Origin of the sequence: Maribellus sp. CM-23 (assembly GCF_021354595.1) — a bacterium.
Lineage (GTDB): Bacteria > Bacteroidota > Bacteroidia > Bacteroidales > Prolixibacteraceae > Draconibacterium.
In genome coordinates, this window is the sequence record NZ_JADWYJ010000001.1 from 107,940 (window position 1) to 133,304 (window position 25,365).

The 25,365-nt window shown below is 44.9% G+C and carries 21 protein-coding genes; 1 reads left to right on the top strand and 20 read right to left on the bottom strand.

Annotated elements, in window-relative coordinates:
• Window positions 1-168: 168 nt before the first annotated feature.
• The 15 genes from INQ51_RS00460 to INQ51_RS00530 form a co-directional block, all read right to left on the bottom strand.
• Window positions 169-1,236 (bottom strand): dihydrodipicolinate synthase family protein, encoded by a 1,068-nt coding sequence (locus INQ51_RS00460; protein ID WP_233375927.1) that lies wholly within the window; start codon window positions 1,234-1,236, stop codon window positions 169-171.
• Window positions 1,237-1,249: 13 nt separating this feature from the next.
• Complete coding sequence (locus INQ51_RS00465) at window positions 1,250-2,287, bottom strand: NAD-dependent epimerase/dehydratase family protein (RefSeq protein ID WP_233375928.1); 1,038 nt, start codon at window positions 2,285-2,287, stop codon at window positions 1,250-1,252.
• On the bottom strand, window positions 2,284-3,411 hold the full coding sequence (locus tag INQ51_RS00470; protein ID WP_233375929.1) for a M20 family metallopeptidase: 1,128 nt from the start codon (window positions 3,409-3,411) through the stop codon (window positions 2,284-2,286). Before INQ51_RS00470 ends, INQ51_RS00465 begins: the two co-directional genes overlap by 4 nt.
• Window positions 3,412-3,421: 10 nt before the next feature.
• A complete protein-coding gene (locus tag INQ51_RS00475) occupies window positions 3,422-4,651 on the bottom strand; it encodes an Nramp family divalent metal transporter (protein ID WP_233375930.1) in 1,230 nt (409 codons plus the stop codon).
• A gap of 21 nt (window positions 4,652-4,672) precedes the next feature.
• Window positions 4,673-6,052 carry a mandelate racemase/muconate lactonizing enzyme family protein gene (locus INQ51_RS00480; protein WP_233375931.1) on the bottom strand — a complete coding sequence of 460 codons (1,380 nt, stop codon included), beginning with the start codon at window positions 6,050-6,052 and terminating at the stop codon, window positions 4,673-4,675.
• Between the two features lie 220 nt (window positions 6,053-6,272).
• Window positions 6,273-7,691: a Gfo/Idh/MocA family protein gene (locus tag INQ51_RS00485; protein WP_233375932.1), complete on the bottom strand. Its 1,419-nt coding sequence runs from the start codon at window positions 7,689-7,691 to the stop codon at window positions 6,273-6,275.
• A gap of 109 nt (window positions 7,692-7,800) precedes the next feature.
• Window positions 7,801-9,393, bottom strand: a complete 1,593-nt coding sequence (locus INQ51_RS00490; protein ID WP_233375933.1) for a Gfo/Idh/MocA family protein — start codon at window positions 9,391-9,393, stop codon at window positions 7,801-7,803.
• A 17-nt stretch (window positions 9,394-9,410) separates the two neighbouring features.
• A complete protein-coding gene (locus tag INQ51_RS00495; RefSeq protein ID WP_233375934.1) occupies window positions 9,411-9,884 on the bottom strand; it encodes a DoxX family membrane protein in 474 nt (157 codons plus the stop codon).
• A 65-nt stretch (window positions 9,885-9,949) separates the two neighbouring features.
• Complete coding sequence (locus tag INQ51_RS00500; RefSeq protein ID WP_233375935.1) at window positions 9,950-10,966, bottom strand: carbon-nitrogen hydrolase family protein; 1,017 nt, start codon at window positions 10,964-10,966, stop codon at window positions 9,950-9,952.
• A 126-nt stretch (window positions 10,967-11,092) separates the two neighbouring features.
• Window positions 11,093-12,070, bottom strand: a complete 978-nt coding sequence (locus INQ51_RS00505; RefSeq protein WP_233375936.1) for an aldo/keto reductase — start codon at window positions 12,068-12,070, stop codon at window positions 11,093-11,095.
• 19 nt (window positions 12,071-12,089) lie between these two features.
• On the bottom strand, window positions 12,090-12,605 hold the full coding sequence (locus INQ51_RS00510) for a DUF2271 domain-containing protein (RefSeq protein ID WP_233375937.1): 516 nt from the start codon (window positions 12,603-12,605) through the stop codon (window positions 12,090-12,092).
• A gap of 230 nt (window positions 12,606-12,835) precedes the next feature.
• Window positions 12,836-14,551, bottom strand: coding sequence for a RagB/SusD family nutrient uptake outer membrane protein (locus INQ51_RS00515; protein ID WP_233375938.1), 1,716 nt, complete (start codon window positions 14,549-14,551; stop codon window positions 12,836-12,838).
• 23 nt (window positions 14,552-14,574) lie between these two features.
• Window positions 14,575-18,027: a TonB-dependent receptor gene (locus tag INQ51_RS00520; protein ID WP_233375939.1), complete on the bottom strand. Its 3,453-nt coding sequence runs from the start codon at window positions 18,025-18,027 to the stop codon at window positions 14,575-14,577.
• A gap of 171 nt (window positions 18,028-18,198) precedes the next feature.
• Window positions 18,199-19,248, bottom strand: coding sequence for a FecR family protein (locus tag INQ51_RS00525; protein WP_233375940.1), 1,050 nt, complete (start codon window positions 19,246-19,248; stop codon window positions 18,199-18,201).
• Between the two features lie 266 nt (window positions 19,249-19,514).
• Window positions 19,515-20,123, bottom strand: coding sequence for an RNA polymerase sigma factor (locus INQ51_RS00530; RefSeq protein ID WP_233375941.1), 609 nt, complete (start codon window positions 20,121-20,123; stop codon window positions 19,515-19,517).
• A 281-nt stretch (window positions 20,124-20,404) separates the two neighbouring features.
• On the opposite strand from INQ51_RS00530, the gene INQ51_RS00535 reads away from it, so the two are divergent.
• Window positions 20,405-20,677 carry a DUF493 family protein gene (locus INQ51_RS00535; protein ID WP_233375942.1) on the top strand — a complete coding sequence of 91 codons (273 nt, stop codon included), beginning with the start codon at window positions 20,405-20,407 and terminating at the stop codon, window positions 20,675-20,677.
• 144 nt (window positions 20,678-20,821) lie between these two features.
• Here the strand turns inward: INQ51_RS00535 and INQ51_RS00540 are convergent, their stop codons facing one another.
• The 5 genes from INQ51_RS00540 to INQ51_RS00560 form a co-directional block, all read right to left on the bottom strand.
• On the bottom strand, window positions 20,822-21,202 hold the full coding sequence (locus tag INQ51_RS00540) for a hypothetical protein (protein WP_233375943.1): 381 nt from the start codon (window positions 21,200-21,202) through the stop codon (window positions 20,822-20,824).
• A gap of 87 nt (window positions 21,203-21,289) precedes the next feature.
• Complete coding sequence (locus INQ51_RS00545; RefSeq protein ID WP_233375944.1) at window positions 21,290-22,147, bottom strand: LytR/AlgR family response regulator transcription factor; 858 nt, start codon at window positions 22,145-22,147, stop codon at window positions 21,290-21,292.
• Between the two features lie 106 nt (window positions 22,148-22,253).
• Entirely contained in the window at window positions 22,254-23,180 is a 927-nt protein-coding gene (locus INQ51_RS00550) for a metallophosphoesterase family protein (RefSeq protein WP_233375945.1), read from the bottom strand.
• 15 nt (window positions 23,181-23,195) lie between these two features.
• Window positions 23,196-24,161, bottom strand: coding sequence for a metallophosphoesterase family protein (locus INQ51_RS00555; RefSeq protein ID WP_233375946.1), 966 nt, complete (start codon window positions 24,159-24,161; stop codon window positions 23,196-23,198).
• A gap of 9 nt (window positions 24,162-24,170) precedes the next feature.
• Window positions 24,171-25,346, bottom strand: coding sequence for an alpha/beta hydrolase family protein (locus INQ51_RS00560; RefSeq protein ID WP_233375947.1), 1,176 nt, complete (start codon window positions 25,344-25,346; stop codon window positions 24,171-24,173).
• Window positions 25,347-25,365 lie beyond the last annotated feature (19 nt).

The following is a 25,365-nucleotide window of genomic DNA, read 5'->3' on the forward strand; positions in this document are numbered from 1 at the left end:
ATTCCGGGGGTTCTCTTTGCTTTGAAAAATGGGAAATGGCTTTTACTGAAGCCGGTAAACACCGGCGCAGATTTGCAATCGTGCGTTTTCTGTGTTTTGAAAACAGATTGACCAACCTGCGCCGGTGGAGAAGAAAATAACTTTTAGGAACGGGATGAGTTTCCCCGCTTATTCCAGCCATTTATGCAGGTTTTCCCGCACAAATTCGTCGTCGTTTAAATGAGGATATGCCGCGTACACCCGGTCTATTTCTTCTTTCTGTCCCGGCGAAAGTGCTTCGTCCGGGTTCAGGGTCCAGATGCCTTCAAGCAACCCCTGCCGGCGCAGTACTTCGTGGATTCCGGTTATACATCCTGCAAAATTGTTGGCTACGTCAAAAAAGGCCGCGTTGCTGTCGGTTATCTGGTTGGCCAGGGCCAGCACATCCCGAATGTCTCCGTCCATTTTCCCCTGCTGCACTTTTTCCAGCAGCTGAACAGCTGAGCGGGTCCACACCGCCCAATGCCCAAGCAAACCGCCCACAATCTGCTTCTTTACCATTTGTCGGCCCACGTCAATTTTGTATTCTGCCAACAGGTCAACCAGGATATTGTCGTCGTTACCGGTGTAAAGTGCAATTTCGTCTGCCCTGCCCGACTCTGCCACGCCACGCACCACATCAAAAGTGTGGTAGCGGTTAAAGGGAGCCATTTTAATGGCAATTACGTTTTCGATGCGGGCAAACTCGCGCCAGAAAGCGGTGTCGAGCCTACGTCCGCCAACGGCAGGTTGCAAGTAAAACCCCACTACCGGCATCACACTTGCCACCGCCCTGCAATGTTCAATAATCTCGTTGTTGGTGGCATTGGCAAAGGCTGCCACACTTAGCAACACCGCATGAAACCCACTGTCGAGCGCCTGTTTTGCTTCGGCCACTGCCTGTTCTGTTTTTCCGATTACTCCGGCCACCCGGAAAACGGGTTTATGTTCTTTTGCCTCAAAACGGTCAAATTCCTCCCGCGCAATTTCCAAAACCGGTTTGAAAAGATCTACCTCGGGCCAGCGGATTTCAAACTGGGTGGTATGCACGGCCACGGCCACACCTCCGGCCCCTGCATCCAGGTAATACCGCATAAGTGCGCGTTGGCGGCGTTCATCCAGCTTTCTGTTTTTATCAAGTGCCAGCGGAAGTGCCGGAATCACCGTTCCTTTTTTAAAAGCATCCAATATATTTTGGGGGATTTCTTTCTTATCCATGTTTCGGTTCTTTTTAATATTTCCCGTCTCTCACTTCGAAATGAGTAGGTTTTCCTAATAATTTTTTGTTTTCCTTCATCCAGGCTGCTGTCCATTGAATGATTTTTTCAACTGGAACTGTGGCCGGGCCAAAAAGAGCGCTGGCTTTTGCCGGATTGCTCAACAAAGCTGTTGGAGCTTCTTTGCCACTAAAAACAGGTTCCACATCCAGTAATTCGCCAAATTGTTGGGCAATCGCACGCACCGACAAGGTCTCTTCCCCGGTTATATTTAATGCCAGTGCCGGGCTTTGGGCATGTTCGGTAGAACGCAGTACCATGGCATTCGCATCGCCCTGCCAAATGATGTTAAAATACCCCATTGCCAAATCCACCGGCTGCTGGTTTTTCACCTTTGTTGCGATATCGACCAGCACCCCGTAACGAGGCTCAACGGCGTAGTTTAGCCGGATGATGGTTACCGGCGTTCCGTATTTTTTGCTGCCGTATTCAAACATCCGCTCGCGCCCCAGGCACGACTGGGCATATTCTCCTGCGGGTTCGGGGCGGTCTGTTTCCACCGAGCCTCCCGACTCTACGGGAACCAAAGGGTAAATACAACCGGTTGAATAGGCAACGATCCTCGAATCTTTAAAATGCTCGGCCACCAAACCGGGCAAGAAAGTGTTCATGCCCCAGGTAAGCGACAGGTTATCTTCGGCGCCAAATTTCATTCCGGCCAGAAAAAATACATTTTTCACTTGGGGCAAACTCTTCAAAAAAGCGGTATCCAGCAAATCGCCCTGCATGGTTTCAATGCCCAGCTCTTCGATGTGTTTCTTTTCTTCCGCATTGCTAAAACGTGAAATCCCGATGATTCTCTTTTTCACACCGGCTTCGTCACACGCCCGCCGGGCCATGTGTGCCAGCGAGGGGCCTATTTTTCCGGCAATCCCCAAAAAGATAATGTCTCCGTCCAGGCGTCTGGCCCATTCAACTACCTCTTTCCCCGGGCGCGACATTTGCTCTTCCAACGCGTCTTCGTTTTCAATTTTATCCGGATATTTCCTCATTGTAAACTATCTCCTTTCAAAATTATTTTCGTGTATATTTCTACTGCATTTGCAAGCTTATCCAAACAACAAAACTCATCTGTTTTATGCGCCATTTCAGGTTCTCCCGGCCCCAGAATCACCAGCGGAGCCCCGTTAAAAGCCGGCTGAAGCACAGCTCCGTCCGTCAGGTAAGGGAGCGACTTTGGATAACCCGCCGCTTGCCCGGTAATCCCACACGCCCGGTAAACGAGCTGCACAAAAGGATCTGTTTCGTTTGTAGATACGGCCTCCATATCAACCAGCGTTTCGATGGCAACCTCTGTTCCCAGTGCCAGTGTCAAGCGTTGGAGCAAATCACCGTGCCTGGTATGGGGCGTGGTTCTTGCATCGATGGTAAATAGGGCATAATCGGGCACCGAATTCAGATTTGCTCCCCCCTGCATTTTTCCTACATTCAGCGTTGAAAGCCCCAGCAAGGGGTGTCTTTCCTCTTCAAAATCAAAACTCTCAGCCTTCAAAATGGCGCGCGCCACTTTGTAAATGGCATTATCTCCCAGGTGCGGCATCGACGAGTGAGCGGTTTTACCGGTAGCCGTTATATTCAAATAAAGTGCTCCCTTGTGTCCGATGGCAGGGATGTTCCCGGTTGGCTCGGCCACCACAATTCCTTTTGCCCCTGCAAACTCTTTATAAGTTGCAACAAGGTGTTCCGCCCCCTGGCAGCCTGTTTCTTCTCCAGCGGTAAAAACAAGGCAAACATCCGCATCAGGCTTTTGCCTTACCGCACGAATGGCTGCGACCATCATCGCTGCCAGCCCTCCTTTCATATCACTGGATCCGCGGCCATATATTTTGCCGTCCTTGATGTCTCCTCCAAGCGGGGAAACAGTCCAGTTTTCCACCGCAAAGGGAACCGTATCAAAATGACCGGAAAAAACCAGGGGACGCTCTCCTTTCCCGCTTTTATTTCGGGCCACCAGGTGCAAACGATTCTCTTCGTAAGGGATATATTCCACCTCAAAACCATTTTTGGCGAGCCATGCGCCGCATAGTTTTGCCGCACTTTCCTCGTTGCCCGGCGGATTGACCGTATTGAGCCGGATCAGTTCGCGCGTTAAATCTGTTACATCAGGAATTGGCATAATTTTTCAGTTACAGTGATTGAATATAAATGACGATCTTATTGTACATAAAATAAACCATGATGCTGATCAGGATGAATCCCAGAATGGCTAATACATTCTGCCATAAATTGTTCTTTAACTTGCCCATTACTTTAGCATTGTTCATGATCAAAACAATACCGGCGGCAATTAAAGGAACGGCTAAAATAGAAGATGCCGAGGCTAGAATGAGCGCATAAACCGCATCGCCTTTAAAAAACACAGCCACCAGCATTCCGATCAGTAGTATCACAGAAGTAAAGATCTTGGGCATTTTTTCATTCATCGAACGTCCCAGCCCCAAACCATCGGAAAGAAGGCCTCCTCCCATCACTGCATTCACCATCAGCGATGAAAAAGCAGCCGCAGAAAGCCCGATACTGAAAACGATTTTAGCCGAGCTGCCGAACAAGGATTCCAATTGCATGGCCATATCTGCAGCCGAGCGAACCGTTATTCCCTGCGGATGAAGAATGGCAGCCGAGGTGGTTATTAAAAGGATGGAGACAGCCGCCAGTACGAAAATTCCCATGTAGGTATCCGTCAATCCTTTTTTAAGGCTTGAAATTTTCCAGCCTTTGTCCTGCGCAAAATATGCCTGGTAGATCGACCCGTGCAAAACAAACGTGGTTCCCACCAAAGCAGCTATTATATCCAGATTTTCAAGGGCAAAGGAATGCGGAATAAACCCGGAGGCCAGTTGCACCGGATCAGGTTCAGCCAGCACGAGATTAAAAAAGAAAGCCAGGATCATGATCATAACCATCCCAACCATTAGCTTTTCCAGTATTTTGTACAGATTTTTAGCCCAGAAAACCAGGAGCATTCCCAGCGGTGTAAAAACAAAAGGCCATACCCGTTCATCCACTCCGCTTATTCCTTCCATGGCAATTCCAATTCCCAGGTTGTTCCCAAACTGGAAACTGCAAGCCGACAGAAAAGCGGAAATCCCGATTACCCCGGCAAACCATCGACCGTAATTCGAAGCGATGGACTGTAAAATAGAGTCCTTGTTGGAGACTCCAAAGCGAAGTGCCATCGAAGCATAAGCCACCATTGAAATTCCGGCCGGCACAATGACCCACAAAAACGCATACCCGTGTTCCGAGCCTATTCGGGAGGCCACCGTAATACTTCCCGGGCCCAGGGCGGCAGAAGCAACTATAAAACCGGGTCCCAGTGATCTGAAAAACTCTTTTATTTTTTTTAGAAAATTCATTCTTACCTCTTCAATTGAAAATTAGTTTGCGAATAATTCATTGTAATGTTCTGATGGCTGAAAAATGCCGCCTCCGTTTTCAAAAAACTCCTGCCCGGCGGTGAACAGCCCGTTACTGACCTTTACCCAGGGCTTGTTACGGTCAGGCAGGTAGCCCATCATTTTCTCCCAGTTCCGGTAATTCTGATGTCCGTTGCTCTCAAGCAAGCCCAGGTTCTGAAGCCCCGGGAATGGTTTCAGCCGGGCGGCAATGTTCCTGTTCCATTCCACCAGAACGGGGTTCACGGTTAAATCGGCACAAAAACACGGAACACCCCTGTAGGTAGCGGCTTTGGCAATTTTCATGGTCATGCTCAGTGTTTTGGCAATGGGTTTGAGCGCCACCGCCCGGTATCCCATTTGAATCCGTTTCTCCGTATCCACATCGGTACGGGCACTTTCATCGGCGGCAAGACGCACCGGAATGTCGCTTACATCCGTTTCATGTTCTTCCGGAAAAGGCTCTTCGATAATTGCAATCTGCTCAAATGCTCCTATTTTTTGGGCATGATCTAGAAACCGGAGAAAGGTTTCTTTGGTCTCGTACCGTCCGTTTGCGTCAAAATAGTAAGGGAGTTTGCCCGACTGGGTGTGCGGTGTTCGGACATCTTTTAGCATTCCATGAAGGGCACTCAGGCGTTCGGTATCTTTTTGCAGCATCTCCTCCTGTGAACCCGGCTGCCCGATTTTTATCTTCATAAAAAAGTTGCCCTCATCAACCGCCTGTTTTAACTGTTCGGGCGTTGTTCCATACGAAATCAGCGGAATGGCTGCAATTTTTTGGTGTTTTTCTGAAAAGGTTGACCGGTATTCGGCGGGGATCATCTGGTCGAAACCGGTAATCCCGTTTTCTTTTGCATACAGCAGCCAAAGGGCATTGTCAACAGCCACAAGGGCATTTAGTACAAATGTTTTCCGAAGCTGGGGATTGCCTGTCACTTTTTTGCCGTAAGCAAGCAGCTCATCCATGATGCTCTCCAGCAATTCCACGGGGTTGGTATAATACTGTCCTTTGAGCATTTCCAAAGCTCTTTGGGTGATGGCATACATCATTGAATTGCCTTCCGTTTCGGGGTGGTTCAAAAAGACCTTCTGATCGGACCACAACACACTTTGTGTCCCCAGGCCTACCACCTTGGCGTTATCGGAACCTGTTAGCCGGGCTGCCGTTTGCCACAGTTCCGACAAATAGCCGCCCTTAAAACCGAAGGGCTGAAGCAGCGGTTCTTTTTCCACCGCTGATGCAGTATCTGCAATGTATATTTTGCCGGGGGACTGTGAACTGCAGCTTCCGGGCAAAATGTTGCACATACCCAAAAGATAGAGCATGCCGGAGTCCTTTAAAAATCTACGTCGTTCCATTGCGGAAATTTTAGTGCTGCCGCACGTTTCTTAAAAAAATGAAGCTGTCCGAGAAAACTAAAAAGAGAGAATAACAAAACTTACCATTTGAAATGACCGGAACGCGGATAACTCAGATTCGACTGATTTTCGCTGTTTTTATCCGTGATTATTTGTCAAAATCACTGTCATCAGCGTTCCGTTTTTATGTTTCACTTTTGGACAGTCTCCATGGAGCTGTTTATAATTGCCAGGGTTTCCGATATTCGTACGACAACAGCTTGTTGGCTTCGTCGCAGTTGGTGATCATTTCCTTTTCGGCATCCCATTTAAGGGTTTGCTGCACATGCAAAGAAATGGTTGCCAAATGGGCCATGTTCGTGGAAAGGTGTCCCTCTTCGAGCGAGACCATAGGCATTTCGCGCGATTTTACACAATCCAGGAAGTTGCGAACAATATTGGCGCCCGGGTTGGCGTAGGTGCCATCCGACAGTTTTCCGTTGCCGGCGCTTTCCAACTCGTAGCTTTCGTCTGCCATCAGCTTGTCCCAGGTCTGAAACTGACCGCTTGATGCGGAAACAATTTTGTACCCGTTGTTTCCCTCGGCGTAGAGTGTTCCTTTGGTTCCGCGCATTTCCAGGAATCCCTGGCGAACCAGGCTGCCTGAACTGCCTTCGAGCTGCGTAAACGAGACAATCGCCCCGGACGGGAACTCGAAAATCGTTTGCATGGTATCCGGAATCGTGCGGTCGTCGTCTACTACATACTTACCTCCCAGCGTAGTGACCGAAACCGGTGCTTTTTCATTTAACAACCACCTAATCAGGTCAAGCGAATGTACTCCGTTGTTTAAAACCTGGTTGTCGTATTCTTCCCACCAGCGGAACATATAGGGTGCGATATTGTACTGGTAAGGCCTGTAAGGTTTGGGTCCCAGCCACATGTCCCAGTCAAAATCCTTTGGGGGTTTTTCGGGTTTCATTTTCCCGATGCCGTTGGGAGCCATGTTTGAAACATGACTGCTTAAAGCAAAGGTTACCTTTCCGATTTTTCCTGCGGGGATTTCCTGGGCCAGCCGTTGATAGGTGCCCGAGCCACGGCGGTTTAAACAAACCCCGGCCACCTGGTTACTTTTCTCCCAGGCTTTTATGATCGCCCTGCCTTCGTGAATGCTTTTGGTGAGTGGTTTTTCTACCAGCACATCTTTCCCTGCCTGTATCGAATTGATGGTTTGCAGGGCATGCCAGTGATCCGGCGTACCGATATAAACAGCGTCAATGGTTTTATCTTCCAGCAATTTACGGTAGTCGGCATAACGCCCCACATATTTGCCAAAGTTTTCGCCCATTTGCGGAATCTGGCGCGGACGGGTTTCGATGTACCTCGGGTCTACCTGCGAACGGTCGCGGGTTATGTACGGTTCGTAAACATCGCACAGGGCTGCCACTTCGCAATCGGCTTCGTTCATAAACTCATGCATTACCTGTGTGCCCCGGTTTCCAACCCCGATAAAACCAACCCTGATTTTATCGTTCGATCCCAGTATCCGGGAATAACTTTTCGCACTTACCGATTGTGCGCCAAGAGTAAGGCCCGCTGCCACCATGCTGGTCTGAGACAAAAAGGCCCGACGCGTAGTCTTTTTTGTATTTTCATCCATAGTTTATAAGGTTTAAAATCAGTGAATAGCAATTGTTTCAGACGCCACATCGCTATTCCTCTGATTAGCAGTTAGAATATTTTATTCATTTTGAAGATCGATCCTTCATTTATACAATTTTCTTGTTCTCGCTGTCCCAGCTCATTGTGCGCTTTTCGAGGTAAGAGCGATGCGCCATAATACAGGCAATTCCCTCCTGAAATGCCATTTCGATATTGGCACTGGGAGTTCCTCCGTTTCGGATACATTCCAGCCATTCGCGCAAGTGAAGGTGTGTAACATCCACATTCCGTCCGTTGATGGAGGTGGTCGTAAGTCCCCTCGATGCATAATATTTTTCGGAAGCAGAGCTTACGGCATCAATTTGCCCGGCACCCGGATTAAAGGAAATCATTGGCGCCCCGGGATCTATTGCCCCCGATCGGATTCCTTCAGCATAGCGGGTTGAATTTTGATCAGCCATAATAATGGCATTGTTGCCCAGTTCCATCGAAGCATCGTGTCCCATAAACACCCGTCCGCGGCCCCGACTGGAGGCGAGATTACCGCTGTAAAGCAGGGTTAAGTCGCGGTTCGGATATTCAAATACACAGTGCAGCGAGTCGGGCATTTCACGGTTATCTTTCCAATAATAAATGCCACCAGAGGAAGTAACCGACTGAGGAATACCGATATGCAACAGCTGATTTACTGCATCGAACTCGTGGGTAAACAGTTGTCCGATCATTCCGGTGTCGTAATCAAACCACTTGGTCCAGTTGTAATATCGGTCGACACTGAAAGGTGCATCCGGAGCATTTCCCAGCCACTGTTTCCAATCGATGGTGTCCTCGTTTCCCGGTTTCGGATTTCCGTTCGGATCCAAATGCCGGATCCAGGCTCCGTTGGAGGTATTCCGGTTCGAGGTGGTTTCTATCAGCGTAATTTTGCCCAGAATATTCTTTTTGATAATCTCTTTGGCTTGCTGAAACACAATACTCTGTGTAATCTGATGGCCCAGCTGGTATACAACCTGGCTGTTTTTTACGGCCGTATAAAGTTCGTTTAGCTCTTCTTCGTTCAGTGCCGGGCTTTTCTCGCAATAAATGTGCTTACCGGCGCGGGCTGCTTCAGTGGCTATGCGCGCATGATGATGGTCGGGCGTGGCAATAATCACAGCGTCGATATCTTTATCCGCCAACATTTCCTGGTACGAGGCATACCTTTTTACGGGTAATTTGGGCGCATCCTGCCCGCCGGGACGAATCTCATTCCCCGCTGTGGCCATTCCCTTTTGAGCATGCAGGTCAAACACGTCGCAAATCCCGGTTATGGCTACGTTCAGGTATTCCTGTCCCATCCAGTCAGTCAGCGTGTTGTTTTGTTGACCTTTTTTTACTTCCATTGGGTGCATAAATCCCAGGGCTTTGGACAACTGTGTGGCCCGTGTTCCAAATCCAATAAACCCGATGCGGATCAGCTCCCCCGAAGGCTTACTTTTGCCATAATTACTTTCCGGAAATTCGATGGAATCAAGCCCTAGCTCTTTTAAAACCGAATTCCTTTTTTCAATGGCATAGTTATTCTTTTTAAATATCTCGAATCCCATAAAACCGACAACCGGCAGGCCAGCCAGTGCCTTTAACATGGTTCTGCGTTGTATTCCTTCGTTTGATCTGTTATCGCTTCCCTTTGGATTTTCAGCTTTCATTCTGTCTGTCATTTCGCTCCTCCTTTCTCTTATTTTCGTTTTAACAGCCATGCATCGAGCCCGAATATTTTGCTCGTGGGGAACAATGCGAGCACACACAATGCACCTGCTTCAATAAGTGTTTTGTTAACAATAAGATTATTCCCATCGGTAGGCAGGGAGTATTCCAAACCGGTAAGCGGCGGGGCATTTAAATAGTAAACAAATACCAGTACCGCGCCGGAAATTGCAGCTACCCGGGAAAAGATTCCGAGCAATAAGCCCAGACCGATGGCGATTAGCCCCCAGGTATTCAAAAAATCAACCGTAGCTAAAATGCCGCTGTTTGACATAACCCAATCGGCAAATCCGGAAAGTATCCACTTTGACTCCTTCAGAAAACCGGCAGAAGTCCACTGCGGGTTTAGCAACTTGGCGATCCCTTCGTACAGAATATGCCAGCCAACCAAAAATCGCAATACCACAAGTGTGGTCAATTGCAGGTTTGAATAGTTTTGTCTCATCTTTTTATACGTTTTTACAGCCTTCTTTTGGTTTATTTCTGTTCACCGTTTGGCGGCAAATAATATCAATGTTTGTTGCCCGGTTCCTCGCGAAAATCACGGGAGCGATCAAAGTATTCGTCGAGCGTTTCAATTTCAAACTCAGCCAACATTTGCGCCACACTAACTTCGTCATGCTCACTCGTCACCAATACTGCCCCAATTTGCCCGGGATCATTAATGATTACTGCATCACCATACTTCTCCTTTAAATCCACTAGCTTTTCCCAGTTGTAATCGAGATGAACCAGTTCGTAGTCGAGGTTAACTGTTCCCACGGTGTAATTGAAATAATTGGTACTTGACGCAACAACCTGTCCTAAAGGATTTCGAATTTCGGAAGGAAGCTGAACAAATCCCATCGCGCCCACAAAATACGACTGGCAAGAATAAGCCCAGTAACTTTGTACCAGTCCGCCGTGATACATGGACGAGAAAAGGATAACATCGGGCTTTGCTGCCACAAACTTTTGGCGCAACTCATCAAAATTGAGATCGAAGCAAACGGCGCACGCCACAGTTCCAAAGTCGCACTCAAAAACAGGAACTTCGTCGCCTGCTTTAATGCCTAGTTCCATCTCTCCTATTGTCGGGTAATTTTTGTGATAAACACCAATGGTTTCGCCTTGGCGATTCAACATAAAACTTGAGTTTAAAAATTCTTTATCCCCAACCTCGTGTTTTGAATTAAAGGCAATATAGCACTGATTACTTTTGGCCACCGATGCAAAGAAATCAAGCACCTGGTTTTTCCGTTGCCTGAAATATTCAAGTTGTTCGGCGGGCGACAATCCCCTCGGACGATCACAGGCTTCGGGCAAAACGATCAAGTCAGGCTTTTGTAGCAAAACTTTTTGGAACTCTTTTTCCCAAAACTTAATCACTTTATCCACTATTTCCTGAGGATTATTGGTTCCCGGAAAATGAGGAGGGATACTCCCTATCACGGCTATTTTTACATTTTCTTTTGCCTGCACAATTCCGGAAGACAGAATGCCCGACAGCAACAAGATCAAAATAAATGCTACGTTTCTATTTTTCATACTTTTTTTTGTCTGATTAAATTTACTAGTTCTCAATGGAATAACATAGAAGTCCCATGTCCGTCAGCTAACAGATAGTTATAGGCGTATGTGGCAAAGTTATGTCATGGTCGTTTCATGCGTTAATCAGGCGATGTACTCTCCGTCAGTATATCCCGGCTGAGCCCAGCACAAGGCGTGCGGCCCCGCATATTTAGCCATTCTGTATTCCAACTCGCGCCGGTCGACACTTGCCATAAACTTTCCGGGGTATTCTTTTGCCAGTTGAATATTTTCCCTCAGCGGTTCTATTCCGTAATGCGCAATTAATGTGCTGCTAACGCCATCCTGGCCCCAGGCATATTCAAGCAACTCGCGGGGTGTGGCATCTTTGCCAACAATGTTTCGCATCACTTTCATTGAAATTACACCGGTATTTTGTTTGATTGCCGCGGGTAATGCCAGCTCTGCAAAATCGCCGTATCGTGTGGCATTCATAGCCAAAAGGGCGACATCCATATCCAGGTTATCAAGTAAATCTTTGGAGCGTTGAGCACTGTCCATACTGGAGAAACCGATAAAGCGAATCACTCCTTCTTTTTTCAATTTCTGCATCTCCTTATATACCCCGCTTTCAATTTCCGACACCGAATCGGAATCTGTAATGGCGTGTATCAGCAAAATATCGATATAATCGGTGTTCAGCCGTGCCAGGCTTCCCTCAATTTCTTTCCGAACTTCATCCGGTTTTCGGGTTTCCAGCTTTGTGGCAATTGCTACTTTATCGCGGTAAGGAGGAAGAGCAAGCCCGAAACGTTCGTCGCTTCCCAAAGCCTGGTCCCCTTTGTAGATACTGTAACTGGGAGCTGTATCAAAAAGATTTACTCCATTTTGAATCGCTTCTTCCACTATTTTTTCCCATTCGCCTTCACGGTTTTTGCAAAACTGCGAGCCGCCTCCAAAAGACAGAATCGAAACCTCGAGCCCGGTTTTACCCAAAACCCTGCGAGGTACCCTATTACTGGTTCCCGATCCCGAACAGGATGCCCAAAATCCACTGGCTGACACAGCGGCTGTACCGAGAACAGAATGTTCTATAAACTTACGACGGGATATTTTTTTCATAACGTATGCTATTTACAGGTTACTTTTCAAATTGCACTTTCACATTCGACAAGAGTCCACTTCCTTTCTCATACTTCCCGGGATAGTAGGTCACTGCTACATCACTAATACCCGGTTCTCCGTTCTCTTCAATCTCAATGTCGCCGGCATACAGTTCATTGTAATTTTCGGCCACATGCACTTCAATACAATATTTGTACTTTCCGGGAGCTAACTCATCTCCCGGGAAGTCAAATTTCAGTACTACTTCGCCAACATCAGGTGTTGCCTGCGAAACGGCGTCAACCACTTCGCCCGATTGTTTTTGCCAGTCAGACTTACTGACCCAATTGGGGCATACATCGGGAATTGTGTAACCACCGTATGAGAGGTAATCACACACAAAAAAAGTTTCGAGGTAATTTCCCTCCGAATTTTGCAGCCAAATGGCTATCTGATTGGAAGGGATGAATCCCTCTTTATTATTTAATTGAAAGGAAAATTTTAGCTTGGCACTATCCTTTGCGCTATCCTTTACTGAACATCCTGCTGCCATCAGTAAACCGATTAACACCGCTACTGTGCTGCAGAATTTTCCCCATCCCCGGGCTAAATTTCTATTTTCAAAAAATCTCATAAAACTATTTTGCTAAAAGTTTAGTTGCAGGGGGTCCTTTTCTGCACATTTTGCGTGCTAAAATATTTTATGGAATTTCAATAACCCATTGAAACGATTCGTAACAACAGGCTATTGAAATTCTTAACTACCAAGGTATAAATAACCGTTTAGTTATCCCACCCGGGGTTTTGCCCCAGGTTCGGATTTAAAACAAGTTCTGTTTCTTTTATCGGGTACAAATAGTCGCGATTCACCTTAAAGCCCCAGCCATTGGGAAGAGCAGTCTTTAGCGGATCGATAAATCCCATATCATCAACCGGGTAAGGTGGGTTATTAGCGAACTGCGCAGCCTTTGCTCCCATGGGTCGTTTGCCAACGATTAACTCATCGGCCGCCGCCCAGCGTGCAATGTCGTCGAAACGAAACCGTTCAAAAGCAAGTTCAATTTTGCGTTCACGCCTAATTTCATTGATCAAAGGCGACAAGCCAGGAAATTCAGGATTAGCATCAACAGGGATATTGTTTAGAACAAGGTTAGGCATACTAACCCGGTCTCTAAGTTTTTTTATTGAAATGTCAATGTCTTCCTGGGTCATGTTTCCTAATTCTGCCTTTGCTTCAGCATAGTTAAGCAATACTTCCGCATACCTGAACTGGATGGAAGGTGACTCTTCGTAATTTAAGTGATGAAACTCAAAGTTCGGATTGTAATCTTTTCGTCGCTGGTATCCAGTAGGAGCCGTGTAGGCATTATCCGCAAAAAATTTGGAATACGCATCATCCCAAAGCGCCGTATCTCCATTCTGAATTAACCAGGGAGTACCCGGAGTAAAAATGGTTTGATAGAACCTTGGGTCCCGGTTCTTAGCTTCATCTGCAATGGTATTGGAACCTTCATAGAGAGGACTAACCGAAATAGGCAAACCATCCGTACACAGATAGGCGTCAACCAAAGCTTTTGTAACACCGGCTCCATTGGGATAGGTCAGGTAGCTAAATTTCCGGTGGGCATAGATTCCCAGATCAAGGTCCATTTTTGTCCAGAACATTACCTCCGGGTTGGTTGAATAGTCCATTGCGCCAAATAAATCCACGTAGTCAGAGCTTGGCTGTCCGGTTGAATAGATATCATACAACTCTGAATTCATTACTGCACTGGCAGCTTCTACTGCTTTGGTCAGGTATTTAGCCGACTGTTCGTTACTTACTCCATAGCTACTTCCTGCGTGGTACTTTTCCCACGTTCCTTCGTACAAAGCCACTCTTGATTGAAACAGAAGAGCAATCCACTTGTTAATGCGCGAATAGCCATTCGTTTTTTCGGGCGACAAATACATTGCAGCTGAATCGAGGTCGGCAATGATTTTATCGGCTACAACATTCCTAGGATCACGGCCCCCGAAAAGTTCAGGAGAATCGGTTGTAAGCACTTTTCCAACCCATTGAACATCTCCAAAATCCAATAATAACTTGTAATAGAAGAATGCGCGAAAGAAATGAGCTTCACCAACGTATTGTTTATAGTTATTAAAGTCTTCTTCGCATTTTTTATAATTATCAAAAAAGTAGTTAACGGCTCTAATATTTCCATAAGCCAAAGCAGGACCTGAATTGATCGTCAATGTTCCTTCCAGTCTTTTGTTGATGGAACTATGGTCGTATTGCAGATCCGAATCAAAATCACCCAAACTCCAGGATATCATTGGAAAATTATTTCTGTTGTAAAATTGGTTGAGATAAATTTCCATGTCGCTTGACTGGGTGAAGAATACAGCATCGGTTACCTGGTCCAACGGATACCGGTCAAGAAAGTCTTCATCTTTACAGCCTACAACCAATGTACTTAAGCCGATTAAGATTAATAATATCTTTAAATTATTCATAACGTCTATTTTTTAGCTAATGATTAGAATGTAAGATTAACCCCCACCGAGAACATTTGTGTAATAGGGTATATTTCTCCCAAATCAACTCCACCGTCTGCCGGATTTGAAGCAACCGTTGTTTCCGGTTCAAAAAGTTTAGGCAACGAAGAGAAAGTCAGCAGGTTTTCTCCGGAAATATAAACCCGTGCATTTTCGATAAATACTTTCTCTGATACTTTCCGGGGAACAGTATAACCAATCTGCAGGTTTTTTAATCTTAGATAGGCAGCGTTCAATACGTACCGGGATTGAGGCATAAGATTCTTATTTCCTTCTCCGGAGAAATACGGTTTAGGAAGGTAGGCATCAGTATTTGGGCCCAGAAAGTTTGTTTCATCAGCCGGCCTCCAGTAATCAAGCATTACACCGTCTTCCAATATTGTTGAACGATTAGGGGTTCCGATAAGTCCCCAGAAATACTCGGAATTACCAGGTACGAAATCCCTTTTCCCGATACCTTGCCAAAACATTTTAAAATCGAAATTTTTCCAATTGGCACCAACTGAGATATTGTAGCTGTACCTTGGAGTAGTATTGGCGATTACTGAGAGATCACCATGATCGTCCAGCGTCTGTGTCCCCGGAGTAATTTTCTTATCGTCGTTCAAATCTTTGTACTTAATGTCGCCAGGCCCCCATTGCGCATAGTAATACGATTGATCCCACATTTCTTCACCTGCTGTTTGGATAAGTCCATCGGTGGTCAGGCCCCACACATCGCCATGCACTCTCCCCGGATACCAGCTGTATATGTTCCCTGTTTCATTTAAATATTCCAAAACGGTGGTTTTGTAGTCTCCCAATCCAACTTTAACATCGTATGAGAAATCGGAAGATACCCGGTCTCTCCAACCGATAGAAAGTTCGATCCCTTTTGTTGAAAGCTTAGCATTATTGCTGGCAGGAGTGCTGGTTCCCAACACTGAAGGAAGTTGTTTTGATGGGCCAATCATATCTGATGTTATGCGCTCGTACCAGTCAAACACCAAGCTCAAACGGTTATTCAGGAAATCAGCATCAAAACCCACATCTAAGGTTGTTATGGTTTCCCAGGTTAAATCGTTGCTGATAATTTTAGGAGTAGAAGCATACAACGGTATCTCGTCACCAATAATGTAGCCTGGATTTGAATAATTCCCCGGGTTATAATTTAAAGCTACCGGGATGGTTGCCAAATACAGGTAGTTTGCCACATTCTGGTTTCCAAGAGACCCATACGAAACCCTGAGTTTCAAATTGTTTACATAAGGTTCGATCGGTGCCCAGAAATTTTCCCTGGCAATGTTATACCCGGCCGAGAAAGAAGGGAAAAATCCCCATCTGGATCCTCGGGCGAACCTCGAAGATCCATCGTAGCGTGCACTGAACTCAACTAAATATTTCTCATCGTAATTATAATTCAAACGGCCAAAAATACCCTGTGTAGTCCAATGACTGATGCGATCGTCAACTTTGGTAGTTCCAAGAGCTGCCCGGATTGCCACCACCTCGGGAGTTATCAAATCCATTTTAGAACCATAAAGACTTCTGTATTGATTTTCATCCCATTCATATCCAACCAATCCTTTAAAATAGTGCTTATTAATGTTTTTCTCGTAAGAAGTATAAGCACTGAAAAGTGTGTATTTTTCCTGGAATAACTGCGAAATTGAACCGGTAGTAGACTCTCCTATATTTCCAGTGGTCCCGTTTGGCACATAAGTAGTTACCGGCTTAGGATTCTGAATTTCAGAACCTGACTGGTAATTATAATTATAACGGATGTTGGTTTTCCAACCTTTTACCGGTTCTATTTCGGTTCCCAAGTTCACCCATAAATCATTTCGCTCGTTTAGAATGCGTCCACCTTCCTGAAGCAACGATACCAACGGGTTATTTATGGTTCCATCAATGTTATACATTGGCATTGTAGGGAAAAAGTTTATAAACTGCGACCAGGTATAAGTTCTGGGCAGTCCAACCATCCCGATAGGATGATCCTCGTTTGTCCGGGCGTATTTTGTACCAAAATCAAAACGAAGCCAGTCGGTTACCTGAGAAGATAAATTAGCCAGAATATTGTATCGTTTGTAGCTGTCAGCCCCCCAAGTGTAAAGCCCTGGCTGATCAAAAAAACCAGCTGTAAAATAATACTGCGTCTTTTCACTGCTACCACTTAAGTTCACATTGTGCTTTTGCTGGAAAGCATAATCTTTGTAGTACATCTGCGTCCAGTTGTTGTTGGCATTTCCCTGCCAACGTCCACGCCAGTGACTGGTTGGCGGGTTCTCCGGGTCATAAGGATAAGGATAAGTCCCCTCTATGTATCCTTTAATTCTTTCTACCTGCTCATCCGGAAATGTAGGGCTCAATCCTGCATTGGCGCGTGCCTGGTTAAAGGCAATAGCATAGGTGTAAGAATCAAGCATACTTGGAGTATAGATGGGTACTGCAAAAGATAAGTTATTGCTGTACTGTACTTGTACGGGTTGATTCTTCTTTCCTTTTTTAGTAGTAACCAAAACCACCCCAAAAGCAGCCCTGGAACCGTAAATAGCTGATGCCGATGCGTCTTTCAAAATCGAAATACTCTCAACTGATTCAGGATCCAGCAGGTTGATATCCATCTCCACGCCATCTACCAAAATCAAAGGAGAGGAATTCCCTGAAATGGAACCGACACCACGAATTTGCCATTTCTGACTGGCACCTGGCTCGCCTCCCATATTGCTAAGCGAAATATTTAAGTTAGGCGAAGCTCCCTGTAACAAAAGAGAAACGTTGGAAGCAGGACGGTTTGCAAGCTTTTCTCCGGCTACAACATCAACCGAACCTGTTACGTTTACTTTTTTCTGTGTACCATAACCTATGGCAACAACTTCCTCCAATCCGATAGCATCCAACTGCATCACCACATTAATCGCAGTTTGGCTTCCTACTTCAATCTCCTGTGCTCTCATTCCTACAAAAGAGAATTGAAGTACCGCGTCGGCAGGTATATTGTTTAATGCATATTCTCCATCGGCATTGGTTACGGTACCATTTGAGGTTCCTTTTACAACAACCGTTACTCCGGGCAATGGCAAACCATCCGAATCAGCAACCTTTCCGGAAACCGACCTTTGTTGTGCCATCATTTCGTTAATTACCTGAACGTTGGACAGAACAATTTGCCTGTCGTGCACTGTATAAGCAATGTCTTTTCCCTCAAAAATACCATCAAGAATTGCTTTTATGGTCTCATTTCGGGCATCAACACTCACTTTCTGATCAACATCGATTAAGTCTTTGTTGTACAAAAAGAAAAATTCAGAAGCATCTTCAATTTCTTCCAGCACTTCTTCTATCGACTGATCGTTTACTTTCATTGACAAGCGTGTCATTTGTGCATACGATTCCACAGCCAATACCTGAGCAAAGCCAAGGAAGACAAACAGGACTGTAAGTTTAGTCATAAGTAGTAGTTTTTTAATAGCCTGAGTTTCTTTAAAGAGGAAACTCATCGAGGCCATTCGGTCTCGTTTTTTTTTCATAGTTTTACCATGTTAGAGTGAATAAAAGCTTTATTGATTCTCGCTCTGCAACTAATACAGGAAAGTGCTGGAACCACTTTCCTGTTTGCAGTTTTAGTTTTTTAGTCTCATCGTTACTTTTTTCTGTTTAAACACACCGCCAGCATCTGCTGTACGCTGCTCAATTGTATATCTTATAGGCGTCGTTTTTGCCATTAATTTTAATACCTCCTCTAGGAGCTCGTCTTTAAAAGTGGCTTTAAACCTGTAACTCTTCAAAACTTCATCCTGTATTTCAATGTCCACATTGTACCATCTTTCCAGGCGGCTAACAACCTGTCCCAGGGGCTCATTGTCAATCACCAGGTAACCGTCTTTCCATGCCGAATAGCGGGAAGCATCTACCTCCGACAAGGAAACAGTGCGGGAGTTGCGGTTAAATAGTATTTTCTCGTTGGGAGCCAGTACCTGGTTAAATACGGCTCCTTTCCCGTTAATCTCTATTTTCCCTTCTTCCAGGGATACATCCGTAAAAACATCGTTGGTATAGGCAGAAACATTAAACTGTGTTCCCAGCACTTTTATATCCATATCAGGAACACTCACAACAAATTCAGAATTATTCTGGTGTTTTACATCGAACCACGCTTCACCCGTCAGTTCTACTTTTCGCTGCCCACCAAACTTACTAGGGTATCTCAGTTTCGATCCACTGTTCAACCAACCCTTCGAACTATCAGGAAGCATAAACTCAACACGCGCACCTTCGGGGGCATTTATGCTTACCCAAGCTTGTGCCACCGCTTCAGTCAATGGCTCCGTTGCTCTATCCCGGCTGTTTACAGAGTAATACCACGCAGAAAATGCCAAAAGCGGAATAAGCAGAATTGCAGCCACCTGGCGGTAAAAGTGCCAAAGGCTTATTTTTTTCTTCTGTTTCTTTTCTTCCAGCAAAATGTTGTATTGGATTTTCTCGAAAATATGATTTAATGAGTCGTCCGCTCCTTTGTGCTGATCAGTAATTTCATCCCACTGAGCGGACAAATGCACTGCCATGTCTTCCCTGAGGCGAATATCTTCAAACCACTCCCTGATTTTTTTGTAATCGTTGTAAGAGTATTTTCCTCTTGAAAAATTTAAAAGTGTATCTATATCTATCTTCATCTTCATTTCTCTCCAAAGAGGAGGAGCAAACTTATTCTCCTCCCTCTTAATCTAACTAAAGCTAACTATTCAATTAAACTTACCTTACTTGTACATTATATATCCCGGGAAGTAGAATATCCCTAGTTGAAAAAGAATAAAATTTCAGAAAAAACAGATTTTAACCTACCAGGCTTAAACCTCGCCCCTGACCAGTACCAGCAAAAACCAATACAAAATCACTGATTATAAAACAAGTATAAAAGGAAAGAAATTAAATAAAAGGCTCAATTAAAAGCTTTATTTTTTTTGACAAAAAGATGAAAAAAAATCAAGCCTCCCGCTTTAAGTTTCTCAAACTCCGACTTCAAAAATTTCATGGCCTCGGTGATATGGTACTCCACCGTTTTGGAAGAAATGTCGAGTTCACTGGCAATTTCGTTCAGCGACTTTTCCTGTAATTTCTTCATCACAAAAACCTGTTTACGCTTTTCCGGCATAAGATCTATGAGCTCTTCAAGTTTATTTAGCAAGGCCTGGTAATCGTCTTTATCATCAAAAGCGGGTTTATTGCTTGATAAAGAGAACAGAATCTCGTGCGTGGCTTCGTTTAATTTTGAAAGTTTATTGAATTGTTTGCGTATGGCATTTAACGCAATTGTAAACAGGTACGATTTAAAGGAAGTGTCGGACTTTATTTCCGTCTTTTTGCTCCAAACTTTCGCAAACACCTCTTGCACAACATCCTCAGCAGCATCTTTCGACTTTAAGTAGTTTAACGAAAACTGAAACAGGGGTTTGCTGTACAAATCGAACAAGGCCCTGAAAGAATCATGATCCCCTCTGTTAAGTCCGTAAATCAGGTTTTTCTCGGTATTTTGACTGCCCTTGTTCAAGTTTGCTTCGGTTCGATCAGCCCGAAAATAATAACTTTTTGCGCATTTCACTAACTAATCTTCACCGCAGAAGAAACATTAATTATCTTCCTTTTCAGCCTGACAAGCCATTTGCAACACCTATTGTACTGATCCCTAAACAGAACACCTCAAAGAATTGATTCATCCAAGGAAATAATTGTGATAAAGATTGTCCGGATTCCATTTTTAATGGCATCAAACCAGCCCGCCCCAAACAAATGCAACGTTTTTTCTGTTAGTTTTGGCAGAAAGAGTTTTTCATGAAAACAGATAAATTTAAAACACTACGATACAGGCTAATGGAAACAGAAACCTGGCCGCTTAAATACATGTTTAAGTTTATAACTCCCAACATTAACGGCAAGGTGGAACAGATCAAAGCATTGTTGCCGGCTCATGGCGAACTGGCGTTCAAACATACTTCCGACCTGAAACACGTTTCAATAACCTGCGTTGCCGAAATGCAAAATGCCGATCAGATCATCGAAATCGTAGAAAAAGTGGATAAGATTGATGGGGTGATTATTCTGTAGATAAAAACTGGTTCTGCCGATGACAGAACTTTGCAATAAATTCACCGAATGCAATATACTAAAGCAGCGAAAATGCGCTAAGCAGTTTAGAACTGCTAAGCGCATTTCTCATTTTCATAAAGCAAGTCAGGATATTAACCCGGCTTATTCTTTTGCTTTTACTTTGGTGGCCGATAATTCCATACTTCCTTCAGACGACATTACGGTCCCGGTCATTTTCTGATCCTGGATTTTTGCCTTCAGGTTTACATATTCATAATCGACATACAATCCGCACTTAAATACACCGTCGGCAAAGCTTACATCTTTTAGCTGAATTTTGTACCCATCGGCAAACTTAACTTCTCCGGTAAGTTTCTTTTCCTTTTCGGTAATGGTCAAAGTCCCTTTTTCGTAGCCATAAGGAGCCGACGGCACGTTAAAGTTCCATTCGCCAACCAGCTGTTTTTCGGAAGCAAGTTCTGCACTATTTCCAGCCATCGGAAGCAGAGCAATCATAAAAACAAATACCAGTAACTTTTTCATTTCTTTGATTTTAAAATTTAACCTGAACAAAAATGAATGCTCCAAATTTAATTTCAAAAAAATAGGGTTTAAGTGGGGTATTTGGGGTTAAACAGATTCCTGCTGGGATAAAAACTCTAAAAACAGGGGTGAATATTTTTCGGAAACAGGGATTATTTTGTCGCAATGCCGTAGTTTGATTTGCAGTTTTTTTCCTTTCAGCTGAACCATCTCAATTTGGTTCCAGTTTACGATAAAAGAACGATGGCAGCGAACTACTTTGTTTTTAGCCAGCATTTCTTCCACACGTTTCAGCGAATTGCGCAGCAGCTGCCGCTGCACCTTCCCTTCAGCGTAATAATACACCGAGATGTAATTATCGGTCGATTCCAGAAACAGCACATCGGGCGTTCGCACCGAGAATTTTATGCGGTCGTATTCATCCTTAAAAACCAGCATTTCCTTTATCCCGGGCTTGTTTATTTCCTCTTTTAACAAGCGAATTTCAGTGCGCTGGTTCTTGTAAAAAATAATCAACAGCGAAAACGAATACGGCAGAAGAATGCCTAGCAAAGTATATTTCAATGAAAAAACAAAGTCGTTGAAAAAGTTGCCCAACGGGTTTCCGTAAAGGAAAATATAAACCAGGCTGATCAGTAAAATTTCAATCAACAGCCAAAGCGAATAACTTTTTATGGTGAAAGAATCAGCCTTAAAAAGCCTTCGCAAGGGAAACTGGGTAAACAAAAGCACCAGCGAAACAATCAGCCCGTAGCTGGAAAGCCGGAGAAACTGAATAAAACCCGAGTCGGAAAACCAGCGATTGATATTAAACGGAACAAACACATTGATGTACAGCACACTAAAAACCAGGCAAATCAGAATCAGCAGATAGCGATCTGACTTTTGATCAAGCAGCGTAAACCTGTTATTCAGAAAATTGATTGGTACAAATGCTAATCCCATGAAATACGTTCTGCAAAGAGTGACGGATAAAAGTAAAAAAATATTTTCATCCGTGGAGATGAAGGTTTTTGTCCCAACCCTCAACCGGGATCCTTCGCGACTCTGTTTACTTTGCTTCAGGAAGTGACTCTGCTTTTTTTAATCTTTCGGCTTCCCAGCCATGGTCGACGTATTCCCACGAAAACCCGTCGCCTTTTACTTTTACCAGCACAAAACCTTCTTTTGTGTTGTGCCGTCTTCCTTTCCAGCCGTTTCCGGCAATGGAACCACCGGTAATGTAATGAAAGCGGTCGTTTACATAACCATACTCTTTCCAGTGAATATGCCCCTGTAAAACCAGTTTCAGATTGTAAGATTCCAGCATTTTAAATACTTCCGCGGCATTGCTCACATTTCCTTTCCCATCCGATCCGGTAACCTGTGACCGGGTGGTGATCATGGGAATATGCGTTACAATTACAATGGGCGTTAAAGTATCAAGTTTTGAGATGTCCGTTTTTAGCCACGCCAGCTCTTCCTCGCTGAAAACTCCGGTATAGCGTTTATTTTCTGTCACGCCAAGTGAGTTCAGTACAATAAAATGCCAGTTTTTATGATCAAAAGAGTAGTACGTTTTTCCAAAGTACCGTTCATACATTCCGTATTTATAATCGGGATGATAGCTGCTTTCGGGACTTTCAGCATAAATTGCAAAAAGATCGTGGTTGCCCAGACAATTGTACACCGGCATATTAAAACCGGCACTCATTTCTTTGTACAGCGAAAAAAGGGTGTCAGACCGGTCTTTGTTTCCGCGCATGGCATCAAAAACCAGGTCGCCGCCCGTAAGCACAAAATCAGGATGGAGTTCATTTACCCTGTCGATGGCCATTTGAAAGCCTTGGGGAGCGCCCATTTCAGGTTTTAGGTGAATATCGGTCAGAAAAGCAAACGTAAAATCGGCTTCTTCAAAGTTTAAGTTTTTTGCCTGTGAAAAGGCAAATTGTCCAAGCAGAATAAGAAGAAAAATAGTCAAAAGGTTTTTGGTAAACATAGCTTGTTTTTAAGATTAGAATTTGAGATAACGGTCAGAAATAGCCGGCCTCATGTATTGTTTGAACTGTTCGGGATAACCCAGCTCCCAGGGCGAAGGGCCTACCCACTCCGACTCCCGGCCTTTAATTTTTATGTATCCTTCTGACGAGATCTCCACCACGGCCCAAAGCGGTTCTTTAAACGGAGCGGTGTATTTTATCCATTTGAAGTTTTTGTCCACCTCATCGCTGTACCGAACGTGCACATAATCATCGCCCAACCAATGATAAGCCATCGAGGTAAGCGTGATGTAATAAATTCCGTTTACCTGGTCGGCTACGTCCCAATGCGTATGCCCGTTAAAACATGCAATCACTTTTTGCTTCGGATGGTCGGCGTTGTGTTTTTCCAGAATGGATTGTATCTCCCGATAATTTTCCACACCGTAATTCTCTTCTACCCCGGGATAAAGGTTCAACCCTTGGTGCGAGAAAACAATAACCGGATGCTTTGTATTTTCCAGGTCGCTTTTCAGCCAGGCAAGCTGTTCGGGCCCAATAAACTGCTGGTAACCTTTTACGTCCGGATTTTTTTTGTCGTTACCATCGAGCACTATAAAATGAAAACCGTTCTTTTCAAACGAGTAATAGCTGCTTCTCATATTCCGGTAAGCCAGTGCCGCTTCGCGGCTGGTACCGCCATCCATTTCGTGATTCCCGATTACATGGTACTTTTCGCCTTCAAATGAATTCCAGGTAGCGAAATACCCGGCGTACTGTTCTTTCGGAATTATAAAATCGCCCAGTTCAATAATGAAATCAGGCTGAGTAGCTTTCATACTGTCGATGAAGGTGCGGATGCGGTATTCCGAATCGTGCATGGTAGGCAGGTGAACATCGGTACAAATTCCGAATGTCACCACATCTGCCTGCTTCGGAGCACACGAAGCAAATACCCATCCTACTAAACAGGTCCAAAAGAATGCTCTCAGTTTTCTCATCGGTTTATTTTATTTCAGGTTCAGGTACTTCATAACAGCTTCGTTTCCTTGCAAAGCATTTGCCGGCAGTTGATTTTTTCCGCTGTAAACCCGCAACTCGTCCGGTTCCAGAACGGTAACAAAACTCTCGTCGTAACCATAATTATAGGGAAGCTTGTTTTTATCGAGCCCCAGATGATGGGCAAAAAAGTTGTAAACGGCAAATCTTTTCGACGGCCCGTAATCGTGCTTTTCCAACGGAAGATGCACATTCTCCGCCTTGTGTTCGGCGTTGTACAAAGCATACACTTTTTGAATGTAAGGATATTCAATCAGCGGGGTGTTGCTGGTCCAGTCTCCTCCATCGGAAACGATCAACATCGGGCGTGGCGCACAAAGGGCTGCAATTTCCACGTTATTGGTTTGGTGATGATTGCTTTTGTGAACCGGCATTCCGCTTTCGCATACACAGCCGCCAAAAAAATGTGCCGAAACCTGCACTACCGGAGCAGCTACTTTTATTCGATCATCGATGGCCGTGAGCATAAAAGTCTGTGTTCCTCCGCCCGAGCCACCGGTAACGCCAATTCTCTCCGGATCCACATCGGCTCTGGAAAGCAGGTAATCCAACACCCGCTGGCTGTTGTATGTTTGCAGAACCAGCGCAATCGGAATATCGTGGGTTACTTGTTTCGAATCGGCAAAACCCACCATATCGTAAGCTACTACAATGGCTCCCATGCGGGCAAACGCTGCCGACCGAATCTGAACATCAGCCTTTAAGCGCTTGTCTTTCAAATGCCCGTGCGGACACAAAACGGCCGGATTCTTACTTTTCAATTCAAGCGGGCGGTACAAATTTCCGGTGATATAAAACCCCGGAAAACTTTCCATAACGAGATTTTCCACCACGTAACCATCCATCTTTCGCGGGTTTGAAATCGTAACGTTCAGGTTTGAAGAGCGCTCCGGCATTTGATTCAGTTTTATTCCTTCGATGATCCCTTCCCGAATCACACTTGCCCGTTTTTCCCACGATTCGCGGTCGTTCCATGATTGGGCAAATTCTTTCATTTTCATATTGGCCTCGTCTTCGGTCCAGTGCCGTCCCTGGCACAGCATGTTCTCCTGGGCTTTCATTCCGGGTGTCAACGCCAGCCAAAAAGCAGCCAGCAGAACCAGTGTTTTGTACGTTTTTCTATTCATCAGTTGGTTTATTTTAGTT

What these genes read in the sequence shown, in the direction of transcription:
- INQ51_RS00460 (WP_233375927.1), bottom strand. Translation starts at nt 1,236, where the DNA reads ATGGATAAGAAAGAAATCCCCCAAAATATATTGGATGCTTTTAAAAAA.
- INQ51_RS00465 (WP_233375928.1), bottom strand. Translation starts at nt 2,287, where the DNA reads ATGAGGAAATATCCGGATAAAATTGAAAACGAAGACGCGTTGGAAGAG.
- INQ51_RS00470 (WP_233375929.1), bottom strand. Translation starts at nt 3,411, where the DNA reads ATGCCAATTCCTGATGTAACAGATTTAACGCGCGAACTGATCCGGCTC.
- INQ51_RS00475 (WP_233375930.1), bottom strand. Translation starts at nt 4,651, where the DNA reads ATGAATTTTCTAAAAAAAATAAAAGAGTTTTTCAGATCACTGGGACCC.
- INQ51_RS00480 (WP_233375931.1), bottom strand. Translation starts at nt 6,052, where the DNA reads ATGGAACGACGTAGATTTTTAAAGGACTCCGGCATGCTCTATCTTTTG.
- INQ51_RS00485 (WP_233375932.1), bottom strand. Translation starts at nt 7,691, where the DNA reads ATGGATGAAAATACAAAAAAGACTACGCGTCGGGCCTTTTTGTCTCAG.
- INQ51_RS00490 (WP_233375933.1), bottom strand. Translation starts at nt 9,393, where the DNA reads ATGACAGACAGAATGAAAGCTGAAAATCCAAAGGGAAGCGATAACAGA.
- INQ51_RS00495 (WP_233375934.1), bottom strand. Translation starts at nt 9,884, where the DNA reads ATGAGACAAAACTATTCAAACCTGCAATTGACCACACTTGTGGTATTG.
- INQ51_RS00500 (WP_233375935.1), bottom strand. Translation starts at nt 10,966, where the DNA reads ATGAAAAATAGAAACGTAGCATTTATTTTGATCTTGTTGCTGTCGGGC.
- INQ51_RS00505 (WP_233375936.1), bottom strand. Translation starts at nt 12,070, where the DNA reads ATGAAAAAAATATCCCGTCGTAAGTTTATAGAACATTCTGTTCTCGGT.
- INQ51_RS00510 (WP_233375937.1), bottom strand. Translation starts at nt 12,605, where the DNA reads ATGGCAGCAGGATGTTCAGTAAAGGATAGCGCAAAGGATAGTGCCAAG.
- INQ51_RS00515 (WP_233375938.1), bottom strand. Translation starts at nt 14,551, where the DNA reads ATGAATAATTTAAAGATATTATTAATCTTAATCGGCTTAAGTACATTG.
- INQ51_RS00520 (WP_233375939.1), bottom strand. Translation starts at nt 18,027, where the DNA reads ATGACTAAACTTACAGTCCTGTTTGTCTTCCTTGGCTTTGCTCAGGTA.
- INQ51_RS00525 (WP_233375940.1), bottom strand. Translation starts at nt 19,248, where the DNA reads ATGAAGATAGATATAGATACACTTTTAAATTTTTCAAGAGGAAAATAC.
- INQ51_RS00535 (WP_233375942.1), top strand. Translation starts at nt 20,405, where the DNA reads ATGAAAACAGATAAATTTAAAACACTACGATACAGGCTAATGGAAACA.
- INQ51_RS00540 (WP_233375943.1), bottom strand. Translation starts at nt 21,202, where the DNA reads ATGAAAAAGTTACTGGTATTTGTTTTTATGATTGCTCTGCTTCCGATG.
- INQ51_RS00545 (WP_233375944.1), bottom strand. Translation starts at nt 22,147, where the DNA reads ATGGGATTAGCATTTGTACCAATCAATTTTCTGAATAACAGGTTTACG.
- INQ51_RS00550 (WP_233375945.1), bottom strand. Translation starts at nt 23,180, where the DNA reads ATGTTTACCAAAAACCTTTTGACTATTTTTCTTCTTATTCTGCTTGGA.
- INQ51_RS00555 (WP_233375946.1), bottom strand. Translation starts at nt 24,161, where the DNA reads ATGAGAAAACTGAGAGCATTCTTTTGGACCTGTTTAGTAGGATGGGTA.
- INQ51_RS00560 (WP_233375947.1), bottom strand. Translation starts at nt 25,346, where the DNA reads ATGAATAGAAAAACGTACAAAACACTGGTTCTGCTGGCTGCTTTTTGG.